General features: G+C 44.9%; 16 protein-coding genes. 7 read left to right on the forward strand and 9 right to left on the reverse strand.

Annotated features, from left to right (window positions below; genetic code table 11):
* Nucleotides 1–11: 11 nt before the first annotated feature.
* From ACI4L0_RS00605 to ACI4L0_RS00620, 4 genes are all read right to left on the reverse strand, one after another.
* The gene (locus ACI4L0_RS00605) at nucleotides 12–1499 is read right to left on the reverse strand and encodes a glutamate synthase subunit beta (protein ID WP_439798232.1); all 1488 of its coding nucleotides are present in this window, start codon (nucleotides 1497–1499) and stop codon (nucleotides 12–14) included.
* 123 nt (nucleotides 1500–1622) lie between these two features.
* Complete coding sequence (gene gltB, locus ACI4L0_RS00610; RefSeq protein WP_439798233.1) at nucleotides 1623–6146, reverse strand: glutamate synthase large subunit; 4524 nt, start codon at nucleotides 6144–6146, stop codon at nucleotides 1623–1625.
* A gap of 197 nt (nucleotides 6147–6343) precedes the next feature.
* Entirely contained in the window at nucleotides 6344–6745 is a 402-nt protein-coding gene (locus ACI4L0_RS00615; protein ID WP_439798234.1) for a NusG domain II-containing protein, read from the reverse strand.
* 24 nt (nucleotides 6746–6769) lie between these two features.
* Nucleotides 6770–7486 carry a rhomboid family intramembrane serine protease gene (locus tag ACI4L0_RS00620; RefSeq protein ID WP_439798235.1) on the reverse strand — a complete coding sequence of 239 codons (717 nt, stop codon included), beginning with the start codon at nucleotides 7484–7486 and terminating at the stop codon, nucleotides 6770–6772.
* 229 nt (nucleotides 7487–7715) lie between these two features.
* On the opposite strand from ACI4L0_RS00620, the gene ACI4L0_RS00625 reads away from it, so the two are divergent.
* The 5 genes from ACI4L0_RS00625 to ACI4L0_RS00645 all read left to right on the forward strand — a co-directional run bounded on the left by ACI4L0_RS00625 (nucleotide 7716) and on the right by ACI4L0_RS00645 (nucleotide 12053).
* A complete protein-coding gene (locus ACI4L0_RS00625; RefSeq protein WP_439798236.1) occupies nucleotides 7716–8798 on the forward strand; it encodes a 6-phosphofructokinase in 1083 nt (360 codons plus the stop codon).
* The gene (locus ACI4L0_RS00630) at nucleotides 8788–9633 is read left to right on the forward strand and encodes an alpha-hydroxy-acid oxidizing protein (protein WP_439798237.1); all 846 of its coding nucleotides are present in this window, start codon (nucleotides 8788–8790) and stop codon (nucleotides 9631–9633) included. Before ACI4L0_RS00625 ends, ACI4L0_RS00630 begins: the two co-directional genes overlap by 11 nt.
* 13 nt (nucleotides 9634–9646) lie before the next feature.
* The gene (locus ACI4L0_RS00635) at nucleotides 9647–10303 is read left to right on the forward strand and encodes an ECF transporter S component (RefSeq protein ID WP_439798238.1); all 657 of its coding nucleotides are present in this window, start codon (nucleotides 9647–9649) and stop codon (nucleotides 10301–10303) included.
* A 139-nt stretch (nucleotides 10304–10442) separates the two neighbouring features.
* Entirely contained in the window at nucleotides 10443–11210 is a 768-nt protein-coding gene (locus ACI4L0_RS00640; RefSeq protein WP_439798239.1) for a TrmH family RNA methyltransferase, read from the forward strand.
* Nucleotides 11211–11216: 6 nt separating this feature from the next.
* On the forward strand, nucleotides 11217–12053 hold the full coding sequence (locus ACI4L0_RS00645; RefSeq protein WP_439798240.1) for a phosphatase PAP2 family protein: 837 nt from the start codon (nucleotides 11217–11219) through the stop codon (nucleotides 12051–12053).
* Between the two features lie 5 nt (nucleotides 12054–12058).
* Here ACI4L0_RS00645 and ACI4L0_RS00650 read toward each other — a convergent pair whose 3' ends face one another.
* Complete coding sequence (locus ACI4L0_RS00650) at nucleotides 12059–13285, reverse strand: hypothetical protein (protein WP_439798241.1); 1227 nt, start codon at nucleotides 13283–13285, stop codon at nucleotides 12059–12061.
* 136 nt (nucleotides 13286–13421) lie between these two features.
* Nucleotides 13422–14135: a 5'-methylthioadenosine/adenosylhomocysteine nucleosidase gene (locus ACI4L0_RS00655; protein ID WP_439798242.1), complete on the reverse strand. Its 714-nt coding sequence runs from the start codon at nucleotides 14133–14135 to the stop codon at nucleotides 13422–13424.
* 311 nt (nucleotides 14136–14446) lie between these two features.
* Here ACI4L0_RS00655 and asnB point away from each other — a divergent pair, with 311 nt between their 5' ends.
* Both asnB and ACI4L0_RS00665 read left to right on the forward strand, forming a co-directional pair.
* Nucleotides 14447–16189 carry an asparagine synthase B gene (gene asnB, locus ACI4L0_RS00660; RefSeq protein ID WP_439798243.1) on the forward strand — a complete coding sequence of 581 codons (1743 nt, stop codon included), beginning with the start codon at nucleotides 14447–14449 and terminating at the stop codon, nucleotides 16187–16189.
* Between the two features lie 63 nt (nucleotides 16190–16252).
* Nucleotides 16253–16870, forward strand: coding sequence for a YkgJ family cysteine cluster protein (locus tag ACI4L0_RS00665; protein ID WP_439798244.1), 618 nt, complete (start codon nucleotides 16253–16255; stop codon nucleotides 16868–16870).
* Between the two features lie 343 nt (nucleotides 16871–17213).
* Here ACI4L0_RS00665 and ACI4L0_RS00670 read toward each other — a convergent pair whose 3' ends face one another.
* The 3 genes from ACI4L0_RS00670 to ACI4L0_RS00680 form a co-directional block, all read right to left on the reverse strand.
* Nucleotides 17214–17924 (reverse strand): hypothetical protein, encoded by a 711-nt coding sequence (locus ACI4L0_RS00670; protein ID WP_439798245.1) that lies wholly within the window; start codon nucleotides 17922–17924, stop codon nucleotides 17214–17216.
* A gap of 44 nt (nucleotides 17925–17968) precedes the next feature.
* On the reverse strand, nucleotides 17969–18433 hold the full coding sequence (locus ACI4L0_RS00675) for a hypothetical protein (RefSeq protein ID WP_439798246.1): 465 nt from the start codon (nucleotides 18431–18433) through the stop codon (nucleotides 17969–17971).
* A partial coding sequence (locus ACI4L0_RS00680; RefSeq protein ID WP_439798247.1) for a DUF3289 family protein occupies nucleotides 18423–19352 on the reverse strand: 930 nt, incomplete at its 5' end. The genes ACI4L0_RS00675 and ACI4L0_RS00680, both read right to left, overlap by 11 nt.

Genomic DNA, 19352 nt, shown 5'->3' on the forward strand with positions numbered 1-19352 from the left:
AAAATGTTTTGCTACAGATTTGAATATCCCATCAGGTATTCATCGATTTCTCTTGCACATTCGCGGCCTTCTGCGATTGCCCAGACCACAAGGGACTGTCCTCTGTGCATGTCGCCTGCCGTGAAAACTTTTTCAGTTCCTGTGAAATAAGAAGCTGCGCCTGAAGTTTCAACTGTGCTCCGGGGTGAAAGCGCTGCGCCAAAAGCTTTTGCCGTGTAATCTTCGCATCCCAAAAAGCCAGCCGCAACTAAAATCAAATCAGCGGGAAGCTCCTTTTCGCTGCCTTCGATTTCGCACAGTGTTCTTTTTCCGTCGATATTTCTGAATTCCACCTGAACTGTTTTTATTCCGCAGACTGCGCCGTCTTTCTGATAAACTTCCTTGATAGTTGTTTTGTAGACACGCGGATCATGGCCGAATACTTCAATAGATTCCTGTGCTCCGTAATCTGTCTTGAGAACTTTCGGCCACTGCGGCCACGGATTTTCAGGCTGGCGTTCTGCTGGAGGGCAGGGCATCATTTCGAGCTGGGTTACACTCGCTGCTCCAAGGCGGATGCTTGTGCCTGTGCAGTCGTTTCCTGTGTCGCCGCCGCCGAGAATTACAACGTGTTTTCCCTTTGGATCAAAGAAATTTTTGTCTGCAAACTCTGAATCCAGAAGGCTTTTTGTAACGCTTTTCAGCCAGTCAACGGCAAACATAACTCCCTGTGCATCGCTTCCGGGCGCAGAAAGAGGACGTGCTTTTTTTGCTCCGCAGCACAATGCAACGGCATCATAGTCATTTAAAATTTTAGCGGCATCGATATTGTTTCCGACATCAGCGTTTGTTATAAAAGTAACGCCTTCCGCTTTCATAAGCTCAATGCGGCGCAGAACAATTTTTTTGTCGAGCTTCATGTTTGGAATTCCGTACATCAAAAGCCCTCCGATTCTGTCATCGCGCTCATATACAGTAACATTGTGTCCGCGGCGGTTAAGCATGTCTGCAACAGCAAGTCCTGCCGGGCCTGAGCCTATGACGGCAATTTTCTTATCGCTTCGGACTTTTGGAACCTGCGGTTTCATGTAGCCGGACTCAAAGGCTTTTTCGATTATATAAAGCTCGTTGTCATGAATTGTAACGGCCTCTTTTATGTCTCCGCCGTTGCCGCAGTTGCAGGCTTTTTCACAGAGCGCAGGGCAGACTCTTCCTGTGAATTCAGGGAAGCTGGAAGTTTTTAAAAGCCGCCATGCCGCCATGTCGTACTGGCCTTTGTACAGCGCATCGTTCCATTCAGGTATGAAATTATGCAGAGGACATCCTGTCACCATTCCCGCAAGTTTTATTGCGCTCTGGCACATTGGAACTCCGCAGTTCATGCACCTTGCCGCCTGCTCCCGTCTTTCGCTGTCATTCAAGTGATTATGAAATTCACTGAAATTCTTTATGCGTGAAGAAGGCTCTATCCATGAATCTTCCACGCGTTTATATATTATAAATCCGTCGTTTTTACCCATAATGTACCCCTACCAGATTGTATTTTAAGGAAACCCCGGAAAATTGTTTTTTTCCAAGATAACTCTAAAATGCGATGTTTTAAGCCATGCCGCTGCAACGACTTAAAACTCGCAGAACGCTCTTTATGCCGTGAGCTTTTTAAAGGCTTCAAGAACCGCTTCCTCGTGGCTCAGTCCACGCTGCTCGCCTCTTGCAATTTCTGTCATCATTTTTTGATAATCGTTTGGAACAATCTTCTTGAAGTGCTTTATGTAATTATCAAAATCTGCAAGAATCTTTTTTCCCAGCTTAGAGCCGGTTTCTTTTGTATGGCGTTCAATCAAATCACGCAGCGTGTCTATGTCGTGCTTGTCGGTAACTTCACCCATAGAAACAAGCTGTTTGTTCAGGCGAAGGTACAGGTCGTGGTTTTCGTCAAGAACGTAGGCAATTCCGCCGCTCATTCCGGCTGCAAGATTTCGTCCTGTAGGGCCAAGAATAACTGCCGTTCCGCCTGTCATATATTCAAGTCCGTGATCGCCGCATCCTTCTGCAACGGCAACTGCACCGGAATTACGAACGCAGAAACGCTCGCCGGCAAGTCCGTTTATGTACGCTTCGCCGCTTGTTGCGCCGTAAAGGGCAACGTTTCCGATGATGATATTTTCTTCTGCCTTGTACGTGGCATCTTTGGAAGGATATACGACGATTTTTCCGCCGCTCAGACCTTTTCCAAGATAGTCGTTTGCATCGCCTTCAAGCTTTAACGTCATTCCCTTAGGAATGAATGCGCCGAAGCTCTGTCCGCCGCCGCCAGTACAGTTTACTACAAACGAATCGTCTTTCAGCGTTCCGCCAAAATTCTTCTGGATTTCTGAACCGAGTATCGTTCCCACAGTTCTGTCCGTAGAAGAAATTGAAATACTGAACGTGCCTTTTCTGGCTTTCTTTGCTTTTTCAAACGCTTTCAGAAGTTCTTTTTCATCGACTGTCTTTTCAAGCTGGAAGTCGTATATGTCCGCCGGGTCAAAGTGCGATTTTGTTCCGTCCGGTGCTTTCCAGCCGATTATCCTGCTCATATCGACAAGGTTTGCACGAGGGAACGAGCATTTTTCCTTTATCTTTAAAAGCTCGGAATGTCCGCACATTTCGTCAAGCGTCCTGAAGCCGAGTTTTGCCATATATTCGCGCAGTTCCTGTGCGATGAATTTCATAAAGTTTTCAACGTATTCCGGCTTTCCGGTGAAACGCTTGCGCAGTTCTGAATTCTGCGTTGCTACGCCGAACGGACAGGTATCAAGGTTACATACGCGCATCATTGCACAGCCCATCGTGATAAGCGGTGCAGTTGCAAAACCGAATTCTTCCGCACCTAAAAGCGTCGCGATTGCAACGTCGCGTCCGCTCATAAGCTTGCCGTCAGTTTCAATGACAACGCGGCTTCTAAGTCCGTTCTGAATGAGCGTCTGGTGTGTTTCTGCAAGTCCGAGTTCCCACGGCAAGCCTGCGTGGTGGATTGAACTTAAAGGCGCAGCTCCTGTTCCGCCGTCGTGTCCGGAAATAAGGATGACCTGTGCGCCGGCTTTTGCAACACCGGCAGCAATCGTTCCGACGCCTGCTTCAGAAACAAGTTTTACGGAAATGCGTGCGGCGCGGTTTGCGTTTTTCAAGTCGTAGATAAGCTGCGCCAAATCTTCTATAGAATAGATGTCGTGGTGCGGCGGCGGTGAAATGAGCGAAACGCCAGGTGTTGCATAGCGTGTCTGTGCAATCCACGGATAGACTTTTTTGCCAGGAAGATGTCCGCCTTCGCCCGGCTTTGCTCCCTGCGCCATTTTTATCTGGATTTCCTTTGCGCTCAAAAGATATTCTTCCGTTACACCGAACCGTCCTGAAGCAACCTGCTTGATTGCAGAATTCCTGTCTGTTCCAAGCCGCTCCGGACGTTCTCCGCCCTCGCCGGAATTTGATTTTCCGTGCAGATGGTTCATCGCAAGCGCCATACATTCGTGCGCTTCCTGACTGATTGAACCGTAGCTCATCGCGCCTGTCTTAAAGCGCTTTACAATTTCGTCAACGCTTTCTACTTCGTCAAGCGGAATTTCCTGTGCGGCGTCAAAGTCGAATTTGAGCATTGCGCGCAGTGTGTGCGGATGGGCGTTGTCGTCAACAAGAGCAGTATATTCCTTAAAGCGGCTGTAGTCGCCGCTTCGCGTAGATTCCTGAAGCGCGATTATTGTTTCCGGTGAATACAGGTGATCTTCGCACGTAGGACCGCGGCGGAGCTTGTGGTTTCCAACGCTGTCAAGGTGAGTGTTTACCGTAAGTCCAAGCGGATCAAATGCCTTGTTGTGGTGGAAGTTTACGTCGTCCTCGATTTCTTTAAGTCCTATTCCGCCTACGCGGCTTACGGTGTTAGTAAAGTACTGGTCGATGACTTCCTTACTAATTCCCACGGCTTCAAAAATCTGCGCAGACTGGTAGGACTGAATTGTGGAAATACCCATTTTTGCGGCGATTTTTACGATGCCGTTTATAATTCCCTTGTTGTAGTCGTCAATCGCCGTGTGGTAGTCTTTGTCCAGAAGTTTCTGGTCGATAAGTTCGGCTATGCACTCGTGCGCAAGATACGGATTTACCGCACGCGCACCGTAGCCTAAAATCATTGCCGCCTGATGAACGTTGCGTACTTCCGCAGACTCAAGGATAATTGAAATTGCCGTGCGCTTTTTCGTGCGCACCAGATACTGTTCTACGCCGCTTACTGCAAGCAGTGACGGAATTGCAACGTGGTTTTCGTCAACTCCGCGGTCGCTTAAAATAATGATGTTTGAACCGTTGTGATATTCGTGGTCAATCGAAATAAAAATATTATCAAGAGCTTCCTTGAGCGAAGTGTTCTTGTAATACAAAAGCGAAATGACAGCAGTTTTAAGTCCCGGACGGTTCAGGTTTTTCAGCTTGAGCATATCAACGCCGGTCAAAATCGGATTATTTATCTCAAGGACTGTGCAGTTTGAGCTTTTCGGCTCAAGAAGATTTCCGTCTGTTCCCACATAAACAGTTGTGTCTGTAACGATTTTTTCACGCAGCGAGTCAATCGGAGGATTTGTAACCTGCGCAAAAAGCTGCTTGAAGTAATTGTAAAGAGGCGGATGCTTGTCGCTCATCACGGCGAGCGGTGTATCAACTCCCATTGCTCCGGTCGGCTCCACTCCATTTTGGGCCATCGGCAGAATCATTTCGTTTACGTCTTCATAATTCCAGCCGAACGCACGGTACATAATGTCGCGCTCTTCCTGGGTGTACACAGGAATTTTCTTGTTTGGAATTGACAAATCCTTGAGCTTTAAAAGATTCAGGTTGAGCCATTCGCCGTATGGATACAAATTTATGTACTGTTTTTTTGCATCCTCATCTGAAACAAGCTTCTTTTGAACCGTGTCGACAAGCAGAATTTTTCCAGGCTGCAAGCGTGATTTTTTTACGATGTTTTCTTCCGGAATATCAAGAACGCCCACTTCAGAGGAAAGAATGAGCATATTGTCTTTTGTTATATAGTAGCGTGAAGGGCGCAGTCCGTTTCTGTCGAGTGTCGCTCCGACAAAATCTCCGTCGCTGAAAAGAATCGCAGCAGGACCGTCCCACGGCTCCATCATTGTTGCCCAGTAATGATAGAAGTCGCGCTTTTGCTGGCTCATTGTATCATCATTTTTCCACGGCTCGGGAATACAGACCATAACGGCAAGTGGAAGCGGCATTCCGTTCATCACAAGGAATTCAAGAGTGTTGTCAAGCATTGCGGAGTCAGAGCCTGATGTGTCCACTGCCGGAAGAATTTCCCTGAGTTCCTCGTCCTTGAAAACAGGAGAATCAAGAGTTTCTTCCCTGGTCAACATTCTGTCAACGTTTCCGCGGATTGTGTTTATTTCACCGTTGTGCGCAATAAAGCGGTTCGGGTGGGCGCGCTGCCAGCTGGGCTGTGTGTTTGTGCTGAAACGCGAATGTACAAGCGCAAGGGATGAAGTGTAGTCTTCAGACTGAAGATCCCTGTAGAAAGTTCTGAGCTGCTGAACAAGGAACATTCCCTTGTAGACAATCGTGCGCGAAGAAAGCGAAGCAATGTATGTGTTCAGGTGTGAATGTTCAAACTGGCGGCGCAGAATATAAAGCTTGCGGTCAAATGCAAGCCCCCTCTCAATGTCCGAAGGTCTTTCTATAAAACACTGCATAATGCACGGCATGCAGTCTTTTGCGCGCTGTCCAAGAACGTCAGGATTTACAGGCACTTCTCTCCAGCCAAGAAAATTAAGGTTTTCCTTTTTTGCAAGAACCTCAAGCATTTTCATTGCCTGGGATCGTATGTACTTGTCCTGCGGAAAAAAGAACATTCCCACGCCGTAATCGCGCGCTTCTCCGAGCTTTATTCCTATTTCCGCGGCGGCATTCTTAAAAAAATTGTGGGAAATCTGTACAAGAATTCCAACGCCATCTCCAGTTTCACCGGTGGCATCTTTTCCTGCGCGATGCTCAAGTTTTTCAACAATGGAAAGCGCATTGTCCACTATTTTGCGGCTGGCAGTTCCGTCAATGTTTACGACAGCTCCGATTCCGCAGGCATCATGCTCAAACGACGAGTCATACAAAGTTTTGTTCTCTTCACTCATAGTAACCCCTTGCATAAAAAAAGGCGCTTTGCAAAAAACAGACAATTAGCCTGTATTTTACAAAACGCCTTTGTTTCGTTCATTTGAATATATAGAAAAAGCGGCAAAGTATCAAGGGATTTTATAAACGAAAGTTCAAAAAACTGAATTTTTTCAGTACAGTGCGGAAGCTCTTTTTGCCGGGGATTTCAGGTCGTTCAGTTCGAAATCGCATCAAAGCCGTCTTCCTGTGCGCTTCCTTCTATGCTGATAAAAATTTTGTTTGGAAGACATGCCGCCCATTGTCCGTCTGCTGAGATTTCTCCGGCCTGAATGCAGTTTTTGTTCTGGCACGGAGAATTTGCAAAGCTGGCTTTTCCGTCTTTTATTTGGACTGAAGTTTCTCCGAGTGCGCCTTCAAATGTGTATATTCCGTCCTTTGAAAGCGGATATAGAAATTCACCGTTTGGTGTATGCACCCGGAGCTGCGGCGGGCGGGGAATTTTATTTCGGGCTAGAATATAAAAGGAAAGAAAAATCGCCGCCAGAAAAACAAGCGCAATAATAAAGTCGCCGCATTTTAAGCGCTGCCGCGCCGCATGAATTTTTTTTCCAAGCATTGCAGAAAACCCGGAAAAAGCCGCCTACAGGCTTATGTTTCCAATGATAGTTTCGTCGCTGCTGGAACTGGATTCCTGCTTGTAGTCTGAATTTTCCGCAGTCGTCTTCTGGGCTTTGCGAGTGCTTTCGCGCTTTTTCGGGCACACAAAAAATCCAAAAAGGCTTCCGCAGATTCCTGATGCCAGCTGAATAAAAACAGGAACGCTTTTGTTCAGAAAATCCGGAAAATTCTCTGAGGCTGGAACGGCGGTCAGTTCAAAACTGATGAACAGAATAAAAACAAAAATCCATGAAAACGGCACCTGCTTTTTTATAAAAGACTGAAGCACCGAAAGAATCACCAGCATAAAGACAATTCCGCCCGCGCCCATAATGCTGAACGGAGAAAGGCACGCAGTCAGAACACCGCCGACAAGCGAAGTTATAAACAGCATCAGGGAAAGCATCAGCGAGCCGTATCGCTCTTCCAGAAGCGGCCCGAGCAGAAGAAGAAAAGCCATGCTCATAAAAAACTGCGGCCGCCCCGAAAATCCCAAAGGATAGAATATCATCCGCGCATAATCCGCCGCCGACTTGAAGTTGAACGCAGGATCTGACTTTGCGCCATGACATTCAAAAAGCAGCCCGGAAATATTTATGCTTGAAAACGCATCAAAAATAAAAAACGCCGCCGACACTGCGGTGAACACAAGTATAACAGGAGAGTCAAAAACGGCTCTCAGTGAATTTTTTCTTGCCATGGAAATATCCTGATTGTAATTTTATGGGAGCCTGCAAAACTGAATTTCAAGGTCCGCCCACTTTGCAAAGTCTACATCAAAATCAACTTCTTTTCTAGGGAAGAGTTTTTCTGGAAAATCTGCGCGCTTCAGTTTTCTGCTTTTTTTTAACGTTGATTTAATGATTCGCTAATCCGCTGAAAAAGCTTCTTCTTGTCCAAAGAGGGCTTTTGCTATATAATGCCGAACTATGGAATGTAGGGTAAAACGATTTGGAGTTCTTACAAGCGGCGGGGATGCTCCCGGACTTAATGCTGCTATAAGGGCTTTGTGCCGCACAGCAAAATGCAAGTACGGCATGGAAGCTGTGGGTATTTTCAATGGCTACCGCGGTCTTATAAATGGAGATATGCGGATTCTGTCTGAACCCGACATTTCCGGGCTTATTGCTCAGGGCGGAACAATACTGGGAACATCAAGGGAAAAGCCCTTTAAAAATCCGACTGTAAATGAAGCCACAGGTCTTTTGCCGGTTGAGGCTATAAAAGAAAATTACAAAAAATGGAATCTAGATGCCCTTGTCTGCATCGGCGGAAACGGAACAAACACGACTGCAAGCCTTCTGTTTCAATCCGGTCTTAATGTGATAGGGCTTCCGAAAACAATAGACAATGATATTGAAGGCTCGGATGTTACATTCGGCTTTTATACAGCCCTGGATGTTGCCACAGATGCGGTTGACAGAATTCATTCCACAGCGTGCAGCCACAGCCGCATAATGGTTGTGGAAGTGATGGGGCACAAGGTAGGCTGGCTCGGGCTGTATTCAGGAATTTCAGGCGGAGCGGATGCCGTGCTCATTCCTGAAATTCCCTATGACATAAATAGCGTTGTGGAAAAAATAAAGGAGCGTAGAAATTCCGGCAAGAATTTTTCAGTTATAGTTGTAGCTGAAGGCGCAAAATCAAAGGCCGAGGCTTTGCTTGATAAAAAGGCATTTAAAAAAGCCCGCGCTTCCATGCACACGTCGATAGGCTTCAGGGTTGCAAAGGAGATTGAAGAGGCGACTGGTCTTGAGTGCAGGGTAACTGTGGTTGGCTATCTTCAGCGCAGCGGAACACCTTCTTCCTATGACCGCCTTTTTTCAACGTACATCGGCTCTGCCGCCGCGGATTTTCTTGCGGAAGAAAAATTCGGAAATCTTGTTGCGGTGCAGAACGGAATTATAACTGCGGTTCCTCTGGATTCTGTTGCAGGAAAAACAAAGGGAATTCCGCTTGATCATCCGATGCTGAAAACCGCAAGAGACATGGGGATTTGTCTTGGAGAATAAATTCAAGTGCAGGTTCTGCAATCCGTGCGCTGGTCTTGGGTGCGCCGGCGAGCTTCCTGGAATGGGCGGAATAAATAAAAATGCAAATTTTATTTTAAATTGCCAGGGGTGGAATGATATTCCTTTCGGCCCTGAAAATTCATTCAGAAAGGAAATCCGGCTTGCCCCGATGACAGGCGCGGTTGAAAATGTCGGCTACCCGGATGAAAGGCAGTTTTATTTTGATTTGATAGCCGGCTGTGTTTCTTCCGGAGCGAGGCTCAGCATTGGCGATGGAGTTCCGGACTGCAAGCTTCAGTGGGGAATTGAGGCTGTGCGTGCGGCTGGAAAAAAAGCGGCGGTTTTTATAAAGCCCTACAGCAACAAAAAAATTTTCGAGCGTTTTGAGTGGGCGGCGGATGTATCGGAATTCTGCGGAATTGATATCGATGCATATAATATACTCACAATGAGAAACAAAGCGTCCCTTGAAAAAAAAGATGCGGCTTCATTGCTTGAGCTGAAGTCCTGTTTTGCCCGCAGGGGAATTCCTTTTGTTATAAAAGGAATTTTTTCCGAGGCGGACATTGAGCTTGCAGAGCAGGTCAGGCCGGATGTTGTTTTTGTTTCTAATCATGGCGGAAGAGTGGAAGCCCGGGAGCAGAGCACCGCTGAATTTCTTGCGGAAAAATTCCAGCTTCTGCGTTCTTTCTGCGGCCAGATTTGGGTTGACGGCGGAATTCGCTCCTGGAACGATGTTTTTAAGGCGCAGTCCTACGGAGTTTCTGAAGTGCTTGCGGGCCGTCCGTTTGTTTCGTGCCTGTGCCAGAAAAAATCTTTTGAAAATATTTTTTAGCGAGGTTTCTTTTATGGAAAAGAATTCTAGTTCACTGAATTACAAGATTGCTTTGTCAGGTGTTTTTTCAGCCCTGAGCATACTGCTTGCATTTACTCCATTGGGGTATATTCAGCTCGGCGGCGCAATACAGATAACCCTGATGCACGTTCCTGTGATTATTGCAACTCTTCTTGCAGGGCTTGTTCCGGGGCTTGTAACAGGTTTTGTGTTCGGAACTTCGAGCCTTGTCAAGGCGCTGATGACTGGAGCCGGCTCAAGCCTGTTTTTTATGAACCCTGTTGTTTCTGTGCTTCCGCGCCTTCTTTTTCCTGTGGCTGTGTGGGCGATTTTTGCGCTGTTTAACTGTATTCCGCATTTTCCTAAGGTTCTGAGCGGAATCATTGCCGCCGCCTTTGGCACTTTTTTTCATACTGTTGTTGTCATGGGCGCGATTTTCCTTTTGTACGGCGATAAATTCATTCCGATGATTAATGCGGCCATAAAAAAACTCGGGCTTGCGGCTGAAACGCTTTCAGGATTCAAGGCTTTTGCGGCTGTCATCGCCACTACAATGATTACTAATGGATTTTTTGAAGTGCTGTGCGCAGTTATTCTTACAGGCGCGGTTCTGGGAACTTTTTACGCTGCCGGCTCCAGAAAGTCAAAGCTGTCCAAGCTTGAAGAATAGAATCTAAAAACGCTGGTTGCATTTTTGAATTTTTCTTGATTCATTCAAATGCTGGTCAGCGTTTCCAAAAACTTTCCGACGATTTTCACTTTTTCTCGCTTTAATTGAATTTTTCTCCGATTGCAGGTATATTTTCTGTATGAAAAATACTCAGAGAAACGAACTTGCAGTCTGCGGTTTTGCCGCCGTAAAAACACTGGAAAAAATGAACAGCCAGAAAATTCAGCGCTTTTATTTTACAGAGGAGCGTGCGCCTTTTTTCGGCGGACTGTGCAAAAAAATGGCTGCCTCAAAGCGTCCGTATAATAAAGTTTCAGATTCCGCGGAGCTTGAAAAACTTTGCGGAAGCGTGCATCACCAGGGCGTTGTTGCGATGATTGAAGCTCCAAGGGTTCTTCCTCTTAACACCGATATTACCGCCCGCTGGGTTGAGCAGAATGAAAGCGCCATTATCCTAGACCGCGTGGGAAATGCGAACAATCTGGGCGCCATTGTAAGAAGCGCGGCTTTTTTTGGTATACGCAACATAGTCATTCCGCTTGATGAATCCCAGTCCTCCGTTACAACCAGCAGCTACCGCGTGGCCGAGGGCGGAATGGAATTTGTGAACATTTATTCTGTCAGGTCAATTCCGTTTCTTCTCAAGGACATGAAGGGAAAAATGGCGCGCTTTGGAACTTCACTTAAAGGCACAACTGATGTTTCGCAGATGAAATCCCTGTGCGCCGGAAAGCCTGCCCTGGTTGTGCTCGGCAATGAGGAAAAGGGAATCAGCGATGAAGTGGCGCAAAACTGCGACAGCCTTGTCATAATACCATTCGCTGGAATGGGAGATTCCGGCCCGCGTGTTGACAGCCTGAATGTTGCCCAGGCGGCTTCCGTAGTCATGTATGAGCTTAGAAAGTAGGTTGCTGTGAAGCGTTTTTTTTCCGCCGCTATTTTTCTTGTTTTTTTGCCGCGCATTTTTTCTGAGACAGCTGATTCACATTTCAAGCTGAATCCTGTTGCAGACGGAATTCTTCTTGGAGCCGGAACTGTTTTTACTGTGTCCGCTGTTGCCGCTGAAAGGACAATCGATTTCCCCGAATATACAGAGCGCACCTACAATCTTGGCTCGGTCAATTTTATCGACAGAAAGCTTTCGCGCGGATACAGCAGGCCGCTGGACCACCTTGGAACTGCCGCCTGTGCCGTGAACCTTGCGCTCCCCTTTGCGGTCTATGGCGCAGGATTCTTTTCCGAGACTTTTTCCTCAGAGGATTTTTTGACAATGGCGACTATGTATGTTGAAGCCTATCTTCTTGACTACAGCGCAAAGAATTTTCTGAAAATGGGAATAAAGAGGGTGCGCCCTTACATGTATTATGATGATTATCCGAGCGACAAGCTGGATAATTATGACTTTGAATTTTCAAGTCCGAGCGGCCATACCACAGATGCGTTTTTGGGCGCAGGATTTCTTTCGTACACATTCTGCCGGTACTACCCTGATTCAAAATGGAAAGTGCCTTTGATTGCCGCTTCGTATTCAGTTGCAGCCGGAACTGCCGCCCTTAGGATTATGAGCGGAAACCACTTTTTGACTGATACGCTTTTTGGAGCGGCTCTGGGAACTGTCTGCGGAATAGGAGTTCCCGTTATACATGAGCTTGTCGCTTCACGCCCGGAAAAAAAGGATAACACTTTCAAGAAGGGGAGCATCAAATTTTATGTTACCCCTGTTTCCCTGGGCTGGAAGATAGGACTGTAATGCTCCTACAGTGACATTCCTATAGAAAATCCTGTCTGGAATTCTTTTTCTGTGATATTGTAGATGATTTCAAGTGAACAGGCAGGAAATGCTACTTTTGAAAGGTACATCTTCATGCCGCCGCCAGCGCCCTGGTTGAAAACCCAGCTTCTGTCAAGATCCTTGGCGCGCGCAGTCTGATAAACCGCATAAACTGAAAAAAGACCGATTTTTGTATTGAAGGCGGCGTATTCAAGTCCCGCGGAAAGCCCGGCCATTGCATCAGAGGCAAAGTCTGACGGAAAGAGGCTCACAGAGGAATGGTATCTGTCCTCGTAGAATGTGACCGGAGCTTCGAATTCAAAAAAGCAGGAAGCCGCCTGAATCAGCCTGAGCTTTTCAAAAATCGGCTGCTGTATTTTTATTCCCAGCTCAAATCCGTTGAACACATCGCGGCAGGTTGTTACATTTACAAATGTTCTGGCAGAGGCGGAATTTTCGGACATGAACACTCCGTTCCAGTCGGATCTTTCAAATTTCATTTGTCCGCCGATGTTCCATGCTTTTTCTGATTCGATTTCTCCTTTTATTTCGTCGGAGCTGTCGATGTTGTGAATTTCAATTCCAGTGTTGAGCGAAAGTGTCAGACATTCAAAAAATTTTCTTGAAACAGAAACGCTTTCCTGAAAAACAAAGGTGTCGAAGTCATAGACTGTTTTATCCTCTGTGGTGTTGATTTCCTTGTCTTCCTTGGCAATGCCCGTGAAAATTCCAAAGCCGAAAGACGAGCCTTTTGCCGGCCGCTCGAATGAAACGATGCCGGAATAGCTTTTCGCCGAAAAAATTCCTCCCAGAATAAAAAAGTCTTTTCTTCCCAGGGCATTCGAGTCAAGGAAAAATGCGCCGCCGAAAAATTCGCCGTTGTTCACGGACACAATCGGGAGCGGAAAAACAGAAAGCTTTTCCTCGAGAGAAATCACCACGCAGGATTCCGTTTCTGAAATCTCGGAAGTTTCGATGCTGATATTTGAAAAGAGGTTGTCCTCCTGGAGCGAATTTTCTATTTTGTGAACAAGAGCCGGAGTAAGTTCCTTTCCCAGGAATTTTTTAAGGTCGCGCTGAACAACGGATTCCTTTGTCCGCTTGAGTCCATGAATTTCGAACTTTGAAACGACTGGCTCCGCATTCAGCAAGGCCGATAAAACTGTAAAAATCATAAAAGCAATGCATTTCTTTTTCATTTTTGATTTCATCTCCATATTTTATGAATAATCTTTTTATAAAAATTCAACAGCTGTTCTTATGGCAAGCTGTTAGTGACAATTTTAGACAGCCAGGAAAAGAATCCCCCCCCCGTGGTCTTGTCAAGATGCTCTCTTTTTGCTCCTGCTAGAATCTGCCGAGCATTTCAAGCACCAGTGAGCCGCTGAGTCTGGCGGCTTCGCTTTCGTTGAAGCTGTAGGTTGACTCGCCGTTTTCATCCGCCATGTCGCTCATGCAGCGTATGACAACAAACGGAATTCCGTTAACCCAGCAGGCATGGGCAACAGCGGCTCCCTCCATTTCAATGCAGGCCGGGGCGCAGGCTTGCTGAATGGCGGATTTCTGTGCGCTGCCGCTCACAAACTGATCTCCCGTGGCGATTCTTCCAAGCACAAGCGAGTGCTCCTTGGAAAATTCCCCGAACGCCTGCTGCGCCGCCTCAATCATTGCCTTGTCGGCCGGAAAATCGCTGCATTCCATCTGCGGAATTTCAGTTTTCCTGTAGCCGAATCCTGTTGCATCCATATCATGGTAAAGGGCATCAGCGGACACTACGAAGTCAAGTATTTTCAGCCCAGCCGCCGCCGCTCCTGCGATTCCCGTGTTTACAATATGTGTGCATCCGAACTGAAGAATCAGCCGCTGTGCGCACAGAGCCGCGTTTACCTTGCCGATTCCTGATTTTACAATAACAACCTGTGTGTCCTTTATGCGGCCTTCTGTAAAGCTCATTCCTCCTGACTGCACTGTTTTTGGAAGGTTGTCCGCTGTTTCGAGCTTTGACTTCAGAAATTCAAGCTCTACGCTCATGGCTCCTATTATACCGATTTTTTTATGCATGAAAACGTTGCTCCTTGCGAAATACTGCAATATTTACAAAATATTTCAAATAATTCATAAAAATTATTGACTTCAATATAATTTTCATGTACGTTATAGTCAATAGTAATAAACGTAAAAAAGTTGCTATATTTTGGAACGGGCTGTCTTTCTCCTCCTTAGGGCAGTCCGTTGTTTTTTTTTCATGAATTGACATGGAACTAAAAAAGAAATATACTTTGCAAAAGACAAAGACGTCTGTTTTAGAGGTATTGTTATGCCCGTAAAACAGGCGTCTTTTTTTTGCCAATTAATTGAAAAAGGGGTTATATATGTGTGGATTTGTTGGCGCATTTGACTTGAACAGCGGCTCACAGCCGATTGATGAGGGACTGAAAGAACAGCTTCGTTCTCAGATTCTGGATATGTCTAAAAAAATTCGTCACAGGGGACCGGACTGGAGCGGAGTATACACAGGGGACAATGCGATACTGAGCCATGAACGGCTTTCCATTGTAGACCCTTTGTCCGGAAAGCAGCCTCTGGTGAGTGACGATGGAAAAATAATTCTTGCGGCGAACGGCGAAATCTACAACCACCAGGAAATCCGCCGCCAGTTTGCCGGAAAATATAATTTCAGAACACAGAGCGACTGCGAGGTTATCCTGCCGCTTTACAAGGAAAAGGGCGTAGATTTTCTTGAGGATTTGAGCGGAATTTTTGCGTTTGCCCTTTATGACTCTGAAAAGGACGTCTATCTGATAGGCAGGGATGAAATAGGTGTTATTCCGCTTTATCAGGCGTGGGACAAGCAGGGACGGTATTATGTTGCTTCTGAGCTGAAGGCTCTTGAAGGGCAGAATATGGTTTCTATAGAAGAATTTCCAAACGGACATTATTTTTATTCAAAGGATTCTGCGCCGAAACGCTGGTACAAGCGTGACTGGGAGGAATTCAGTGCTGTTGAAAATGCCAGACGCGCGACCGGAGACAGCGGTGAAATTTTAAATGAAGATGTAATTCAGTCTGTGCGTGACGGACTTGAAAAAGCTGTAAAGCAGCAGCTCATGAGCGATGTTCCATACGGAGTTCTGCTTTCAGGCGGACTTGATTCAACTGTAATCGCCGCGGTGACACAGAAATTTGCGCGGAAGAGAATTGAAACCGGCTCCCTGAAGGATGCCTGGTGGCCTCAGCTTCACAGTTTTGCAGTGGGACTTGAAGGAAGCCCCGATTTGATTGCCGCAAAAAAAGCCGCGGATTTTATAGGCACTGTTCATCACGAAGTTCACTTTACAATTCAGGAAGCCCTGGATGCGCTCGAGGATGTTATTTACCATATTGAAACATACGATATAACCACGGTCAGGGCTTCTACGCCGATGTATCTTTTGGCGCGCGTGATAAAATCAATGGGAATCAAGATGGTGCTTTCCGGAGAGGGCAGCGACGAGCTTTTCGGGGGATATCTGTATTTTCACAAGGCGCCCAATGCCCGTGAATTCCATGAAGAGCTTGTGCGAAAAATCAGCAAGCTGCATTTGTATGACTGTCTGCGCGCAAACAAATCCCTTGCCGCCTGGGGAGTTGAAGGCCGTGTTCCGTTCCTTGACAAGGAATTTATAGACATTGCCATGGGATTGAATCCTCTGGACAAAATGAACATTCGTCTTCCTGATGGAAAGCAGCGCATTGAAAAGTGGATTGTGCGGAAGGCTTTTGAGGACATTCTTCCACCTGACATCTGCTGGCGCCAAAAGGAGCAGTTTTCTGACGGCGTAGGATACAGCTGGATAGACACGCTCAAGGAAATGACAGCGCAGAAAGTTTCTGATTCGGAATTCGCGCAGAGGGCAAAAAGATTTCCTGTAAATACACCGGTTACAAAAGAAGAGTATTATTACAGGGAAATTTACTCACGTCTTTTCCCGAGCGAAAGCGCAGCTCTTGCAGTTCCGCATGAAGCCGGTGTCGCCTGTTCAACAGCAAAGGCTCTTGAGTGGGACGCCGCATGGAAGGACATGGACGAACCGAGCGGACGCGCCATTGCCGGTGTGCATGACAAGGCGTATTAGAAAACTTTTGACACATTCCAGCTGCCTCTAAAGACTTTTGTTTTTAGAGGTTTCTTTAATTATATGGACTCTCTTTTTGAATTTTTAAAAGACACGCATGAAGGCAAGCTTGCCGCTGATTTAAAAGTTCTCTATGAAAATCTTGAAAAGCAGCAGGCGGCCTGGTACACAAAAACAAAATTCACCTGCCCTGACGGCTGCGGAATGTGCTGCCATAATTTTGAGCCGGACTTGACAGAGCCCGAGGCTGATTTTATGGCGGTGTGGCTTTTGCAGAACCAGAGGGCGGCCGCAGAAAAGCTGCTTGAAAATCCTCCTGATTCAGGGCGGACATGCATATTTTTCAACAAGGAAAATCCCTGGCACTGTTCTATTTACGGGGCGCGGCCTTTTGTGTGCAGGCTTTTCGGAGGCAGCTGCTTTTATTCCAAAAGCCATGGTGCGGTCTGGCGGCCCTGCAAATTCTACCCGGAGGAGCGGCTGAAAAATTTCGGGCTGCTCAGGCGGCAGTACAGGGGATCTGAAATTGTGCAAATTCTCGGAGCTGTTCCCCCTGTGATGAGCGATGTAATGTCCCAGGCGCTTTCTCTTTCACCTGAAAACACAAGCACCGCGCCGCTCCGTGAAATTCTTCCTGCAAAAATTCAGCACATTCTCTTTTTAATCAAGTGCCTTTCCTGACGAAATCCCCAGACCGCTTCCGCACATAAAACGGCATTGATTTTAAACAGTCTGGATGTTTGCGGCTGTTCGCTAGATTTTATTCCATACCTGTGATTTTTCCTTGAATTTTTTTTCTGTACGGAAACTGTCTTGTAACTTTTAAGCATAGTGCCATTCTGAATTTACAGTGTCATTCTGTATTTTTACCGTCAGTCCTATTTTTACTGTCATTCCGAATTTATTTCGGAATCCATGCACTGTGTACAGCATAGATGCTGAAACAAGTTCAGCATGACAACTTTTTAGGTAGCCTCATGACAGTACACAATTCGTGACATTACATTTCATAATTCGTGATATATTAGTCCAGATACTCGTCGTAGTCGCATGAGCCGTCATCGTCTTTTTCAACGATTTTGATTGTGGCGGTCGCTCCATCGTCAAGGTCTGTAACATCGGCACAGAGCATTACTTCGTCACCGACAAGCGCTTTGGTAATAGGCTTGCCGTCTTTTTCCCAGCGTGAGTTTAAAATTTGCGGATTTTTTGTTCTGTTCCGTACCATTTCACTGTCGATTTCACTTGCATACCCTTTGTGCCTCGACGTCTCGCAGCAGTTCCGCATCAGGCCACATTCCGTTCTGTAGCCGTTCAATATGTCAAATGTATGCGTTACAAATTTTATAAGGTATTCACCTGAGAACATTTCTCCAAGATATTTTACGGCAAGCCTGTTGCCCGGCTTGATTCTGTAATTTCCTTCACATTTTGCCCTGACTGTCTGGAACTTAAATGAACTTTGCATTAAGAATGCAGCTGCTATTTCCTTTGCATCTGCCCGGTCAACTCCGCCGTTTATAAAGTGGCTTCTCTTTCTGTCAGGCTCCTTTAAGCATACCTTTACATCCTCAATCGGATTATTTGAGCTGTCTAGCCTTGTTACTTCTATATCCCTTGAAAGTTCCATTTTTTCTGACTGCTTTTCTGAACAGCGGTAACTTTCTGCCATGATAATGAATTTCGGCTTTTTTCTGTATGGAATTTCTATTTCATCGTCATAATCTTTAAGCATGAACTCGAATTCTCTTGGTATACTTTTTCAGATTTAATATTTTTTTAATAATAATCTCTAAATTCTATTCCGTCCTCCGTTACCCAAAAAGCTCTTAACAAATAATCAGAACACATTTCTAAATCTGGAAATGGCTCTTCATCTCTCCAGTAAAAAGGCATCTTCCCAGAAACTTGATAAAAATGAAATGACATAATTTCATATGATTTATTCTTGTTATATTGATCCAAACAATAGGATTTTAAAAGAATTTTAGTTGGTAACAAAGTCCTTTTTACAATATAATATTTTACAATTAAAGTCTTTCCATTGCATTCTGTAATGTTATCCATCTTTAAATCTCGAAATGTAAGCCCATTAAAATGAACAATATCTTCTTCCGGAATATTTTTGTCACCTTTATACGAGATATATGGATGCGTAAGACCTAGATAAATAATAAAAATTGGTAGCATTATGGAGAGAATTAGAAAAATGATGTGGCTGATATAAATGTTCTTAATTTTCAATTTCTAATTCTACCTTTTCTTCATAAGTGGCATGATCTATAAAAGGTTTACATCCAGTTTCACATTCATTGAAATGTTGTAAAATATACCATCCTTGAAATCCTGAACGTAAAGCTGGAAATATATCAAAACTAGATAAATCATTAGAATCTAATCCAAAATGATCATAGAAGTCAAAGAATAGCGTGCAATAAAATTTTCCATTTTTTATTAATATATTCTTTGCTATAACATCAAAACCTTGTATATCATGAAAACACAACATAGGTCCATTTGGTCCGTCTGTTAAATAGTTTCCAAATATAGGTCTCTTTACTCCATTTTCGGATTTATAGTTTCCGTAGATAGAATTATTAAAATCGTCTATATTAAAAATGCCTATTTCATATTTATATTTTTTTAAATAGTTTTCAAACCTTTTTCTAAATTCCTTTATACATTTTTTAGTTTTACTATGCTCTGTAAACAATTTATTCAGGAGAGAATCATTTTTATAATCTGTATCGTCATTTTCACAAAATCTGTTATAAAGCTTAAATCCTAATGTTTCCCAATCAGAGTCATCCTTTGTACAAAACTTTATTAACCATTTCATAGCTTCTTTTGCTTCTTTAATGATAGATTTGTTTAGATAATCAATTCTATTTTCAATTTCTTGAAATTCTAAAGATGTATTTGGAGATATTCCATTACGCAGAAGTTCCTGAGCTCGTGACTCTCTAAGACTCTTAAAATAATTTAAGTCATTAAAAAAAGGATATAACATAGTATTATTTTTTACTATTTCTTCAGAATTCTGATCTCCAGATGTCATGTCTTCTGAAGTTTGGGAACTATTGTTTCTTTTTTTTCCAGGACGATATCTATGCTGAAATATAACAGTATCATCGTATTTTATTTCAAATTCCTCTTTCGTACA

The organism is Treponema sp., from assembly GCF_051883275.1.
GTDB lineage: Bacteria > Spirochaetota > Spirochaetia > Treponematales > Treponemataceae > Treponema_D.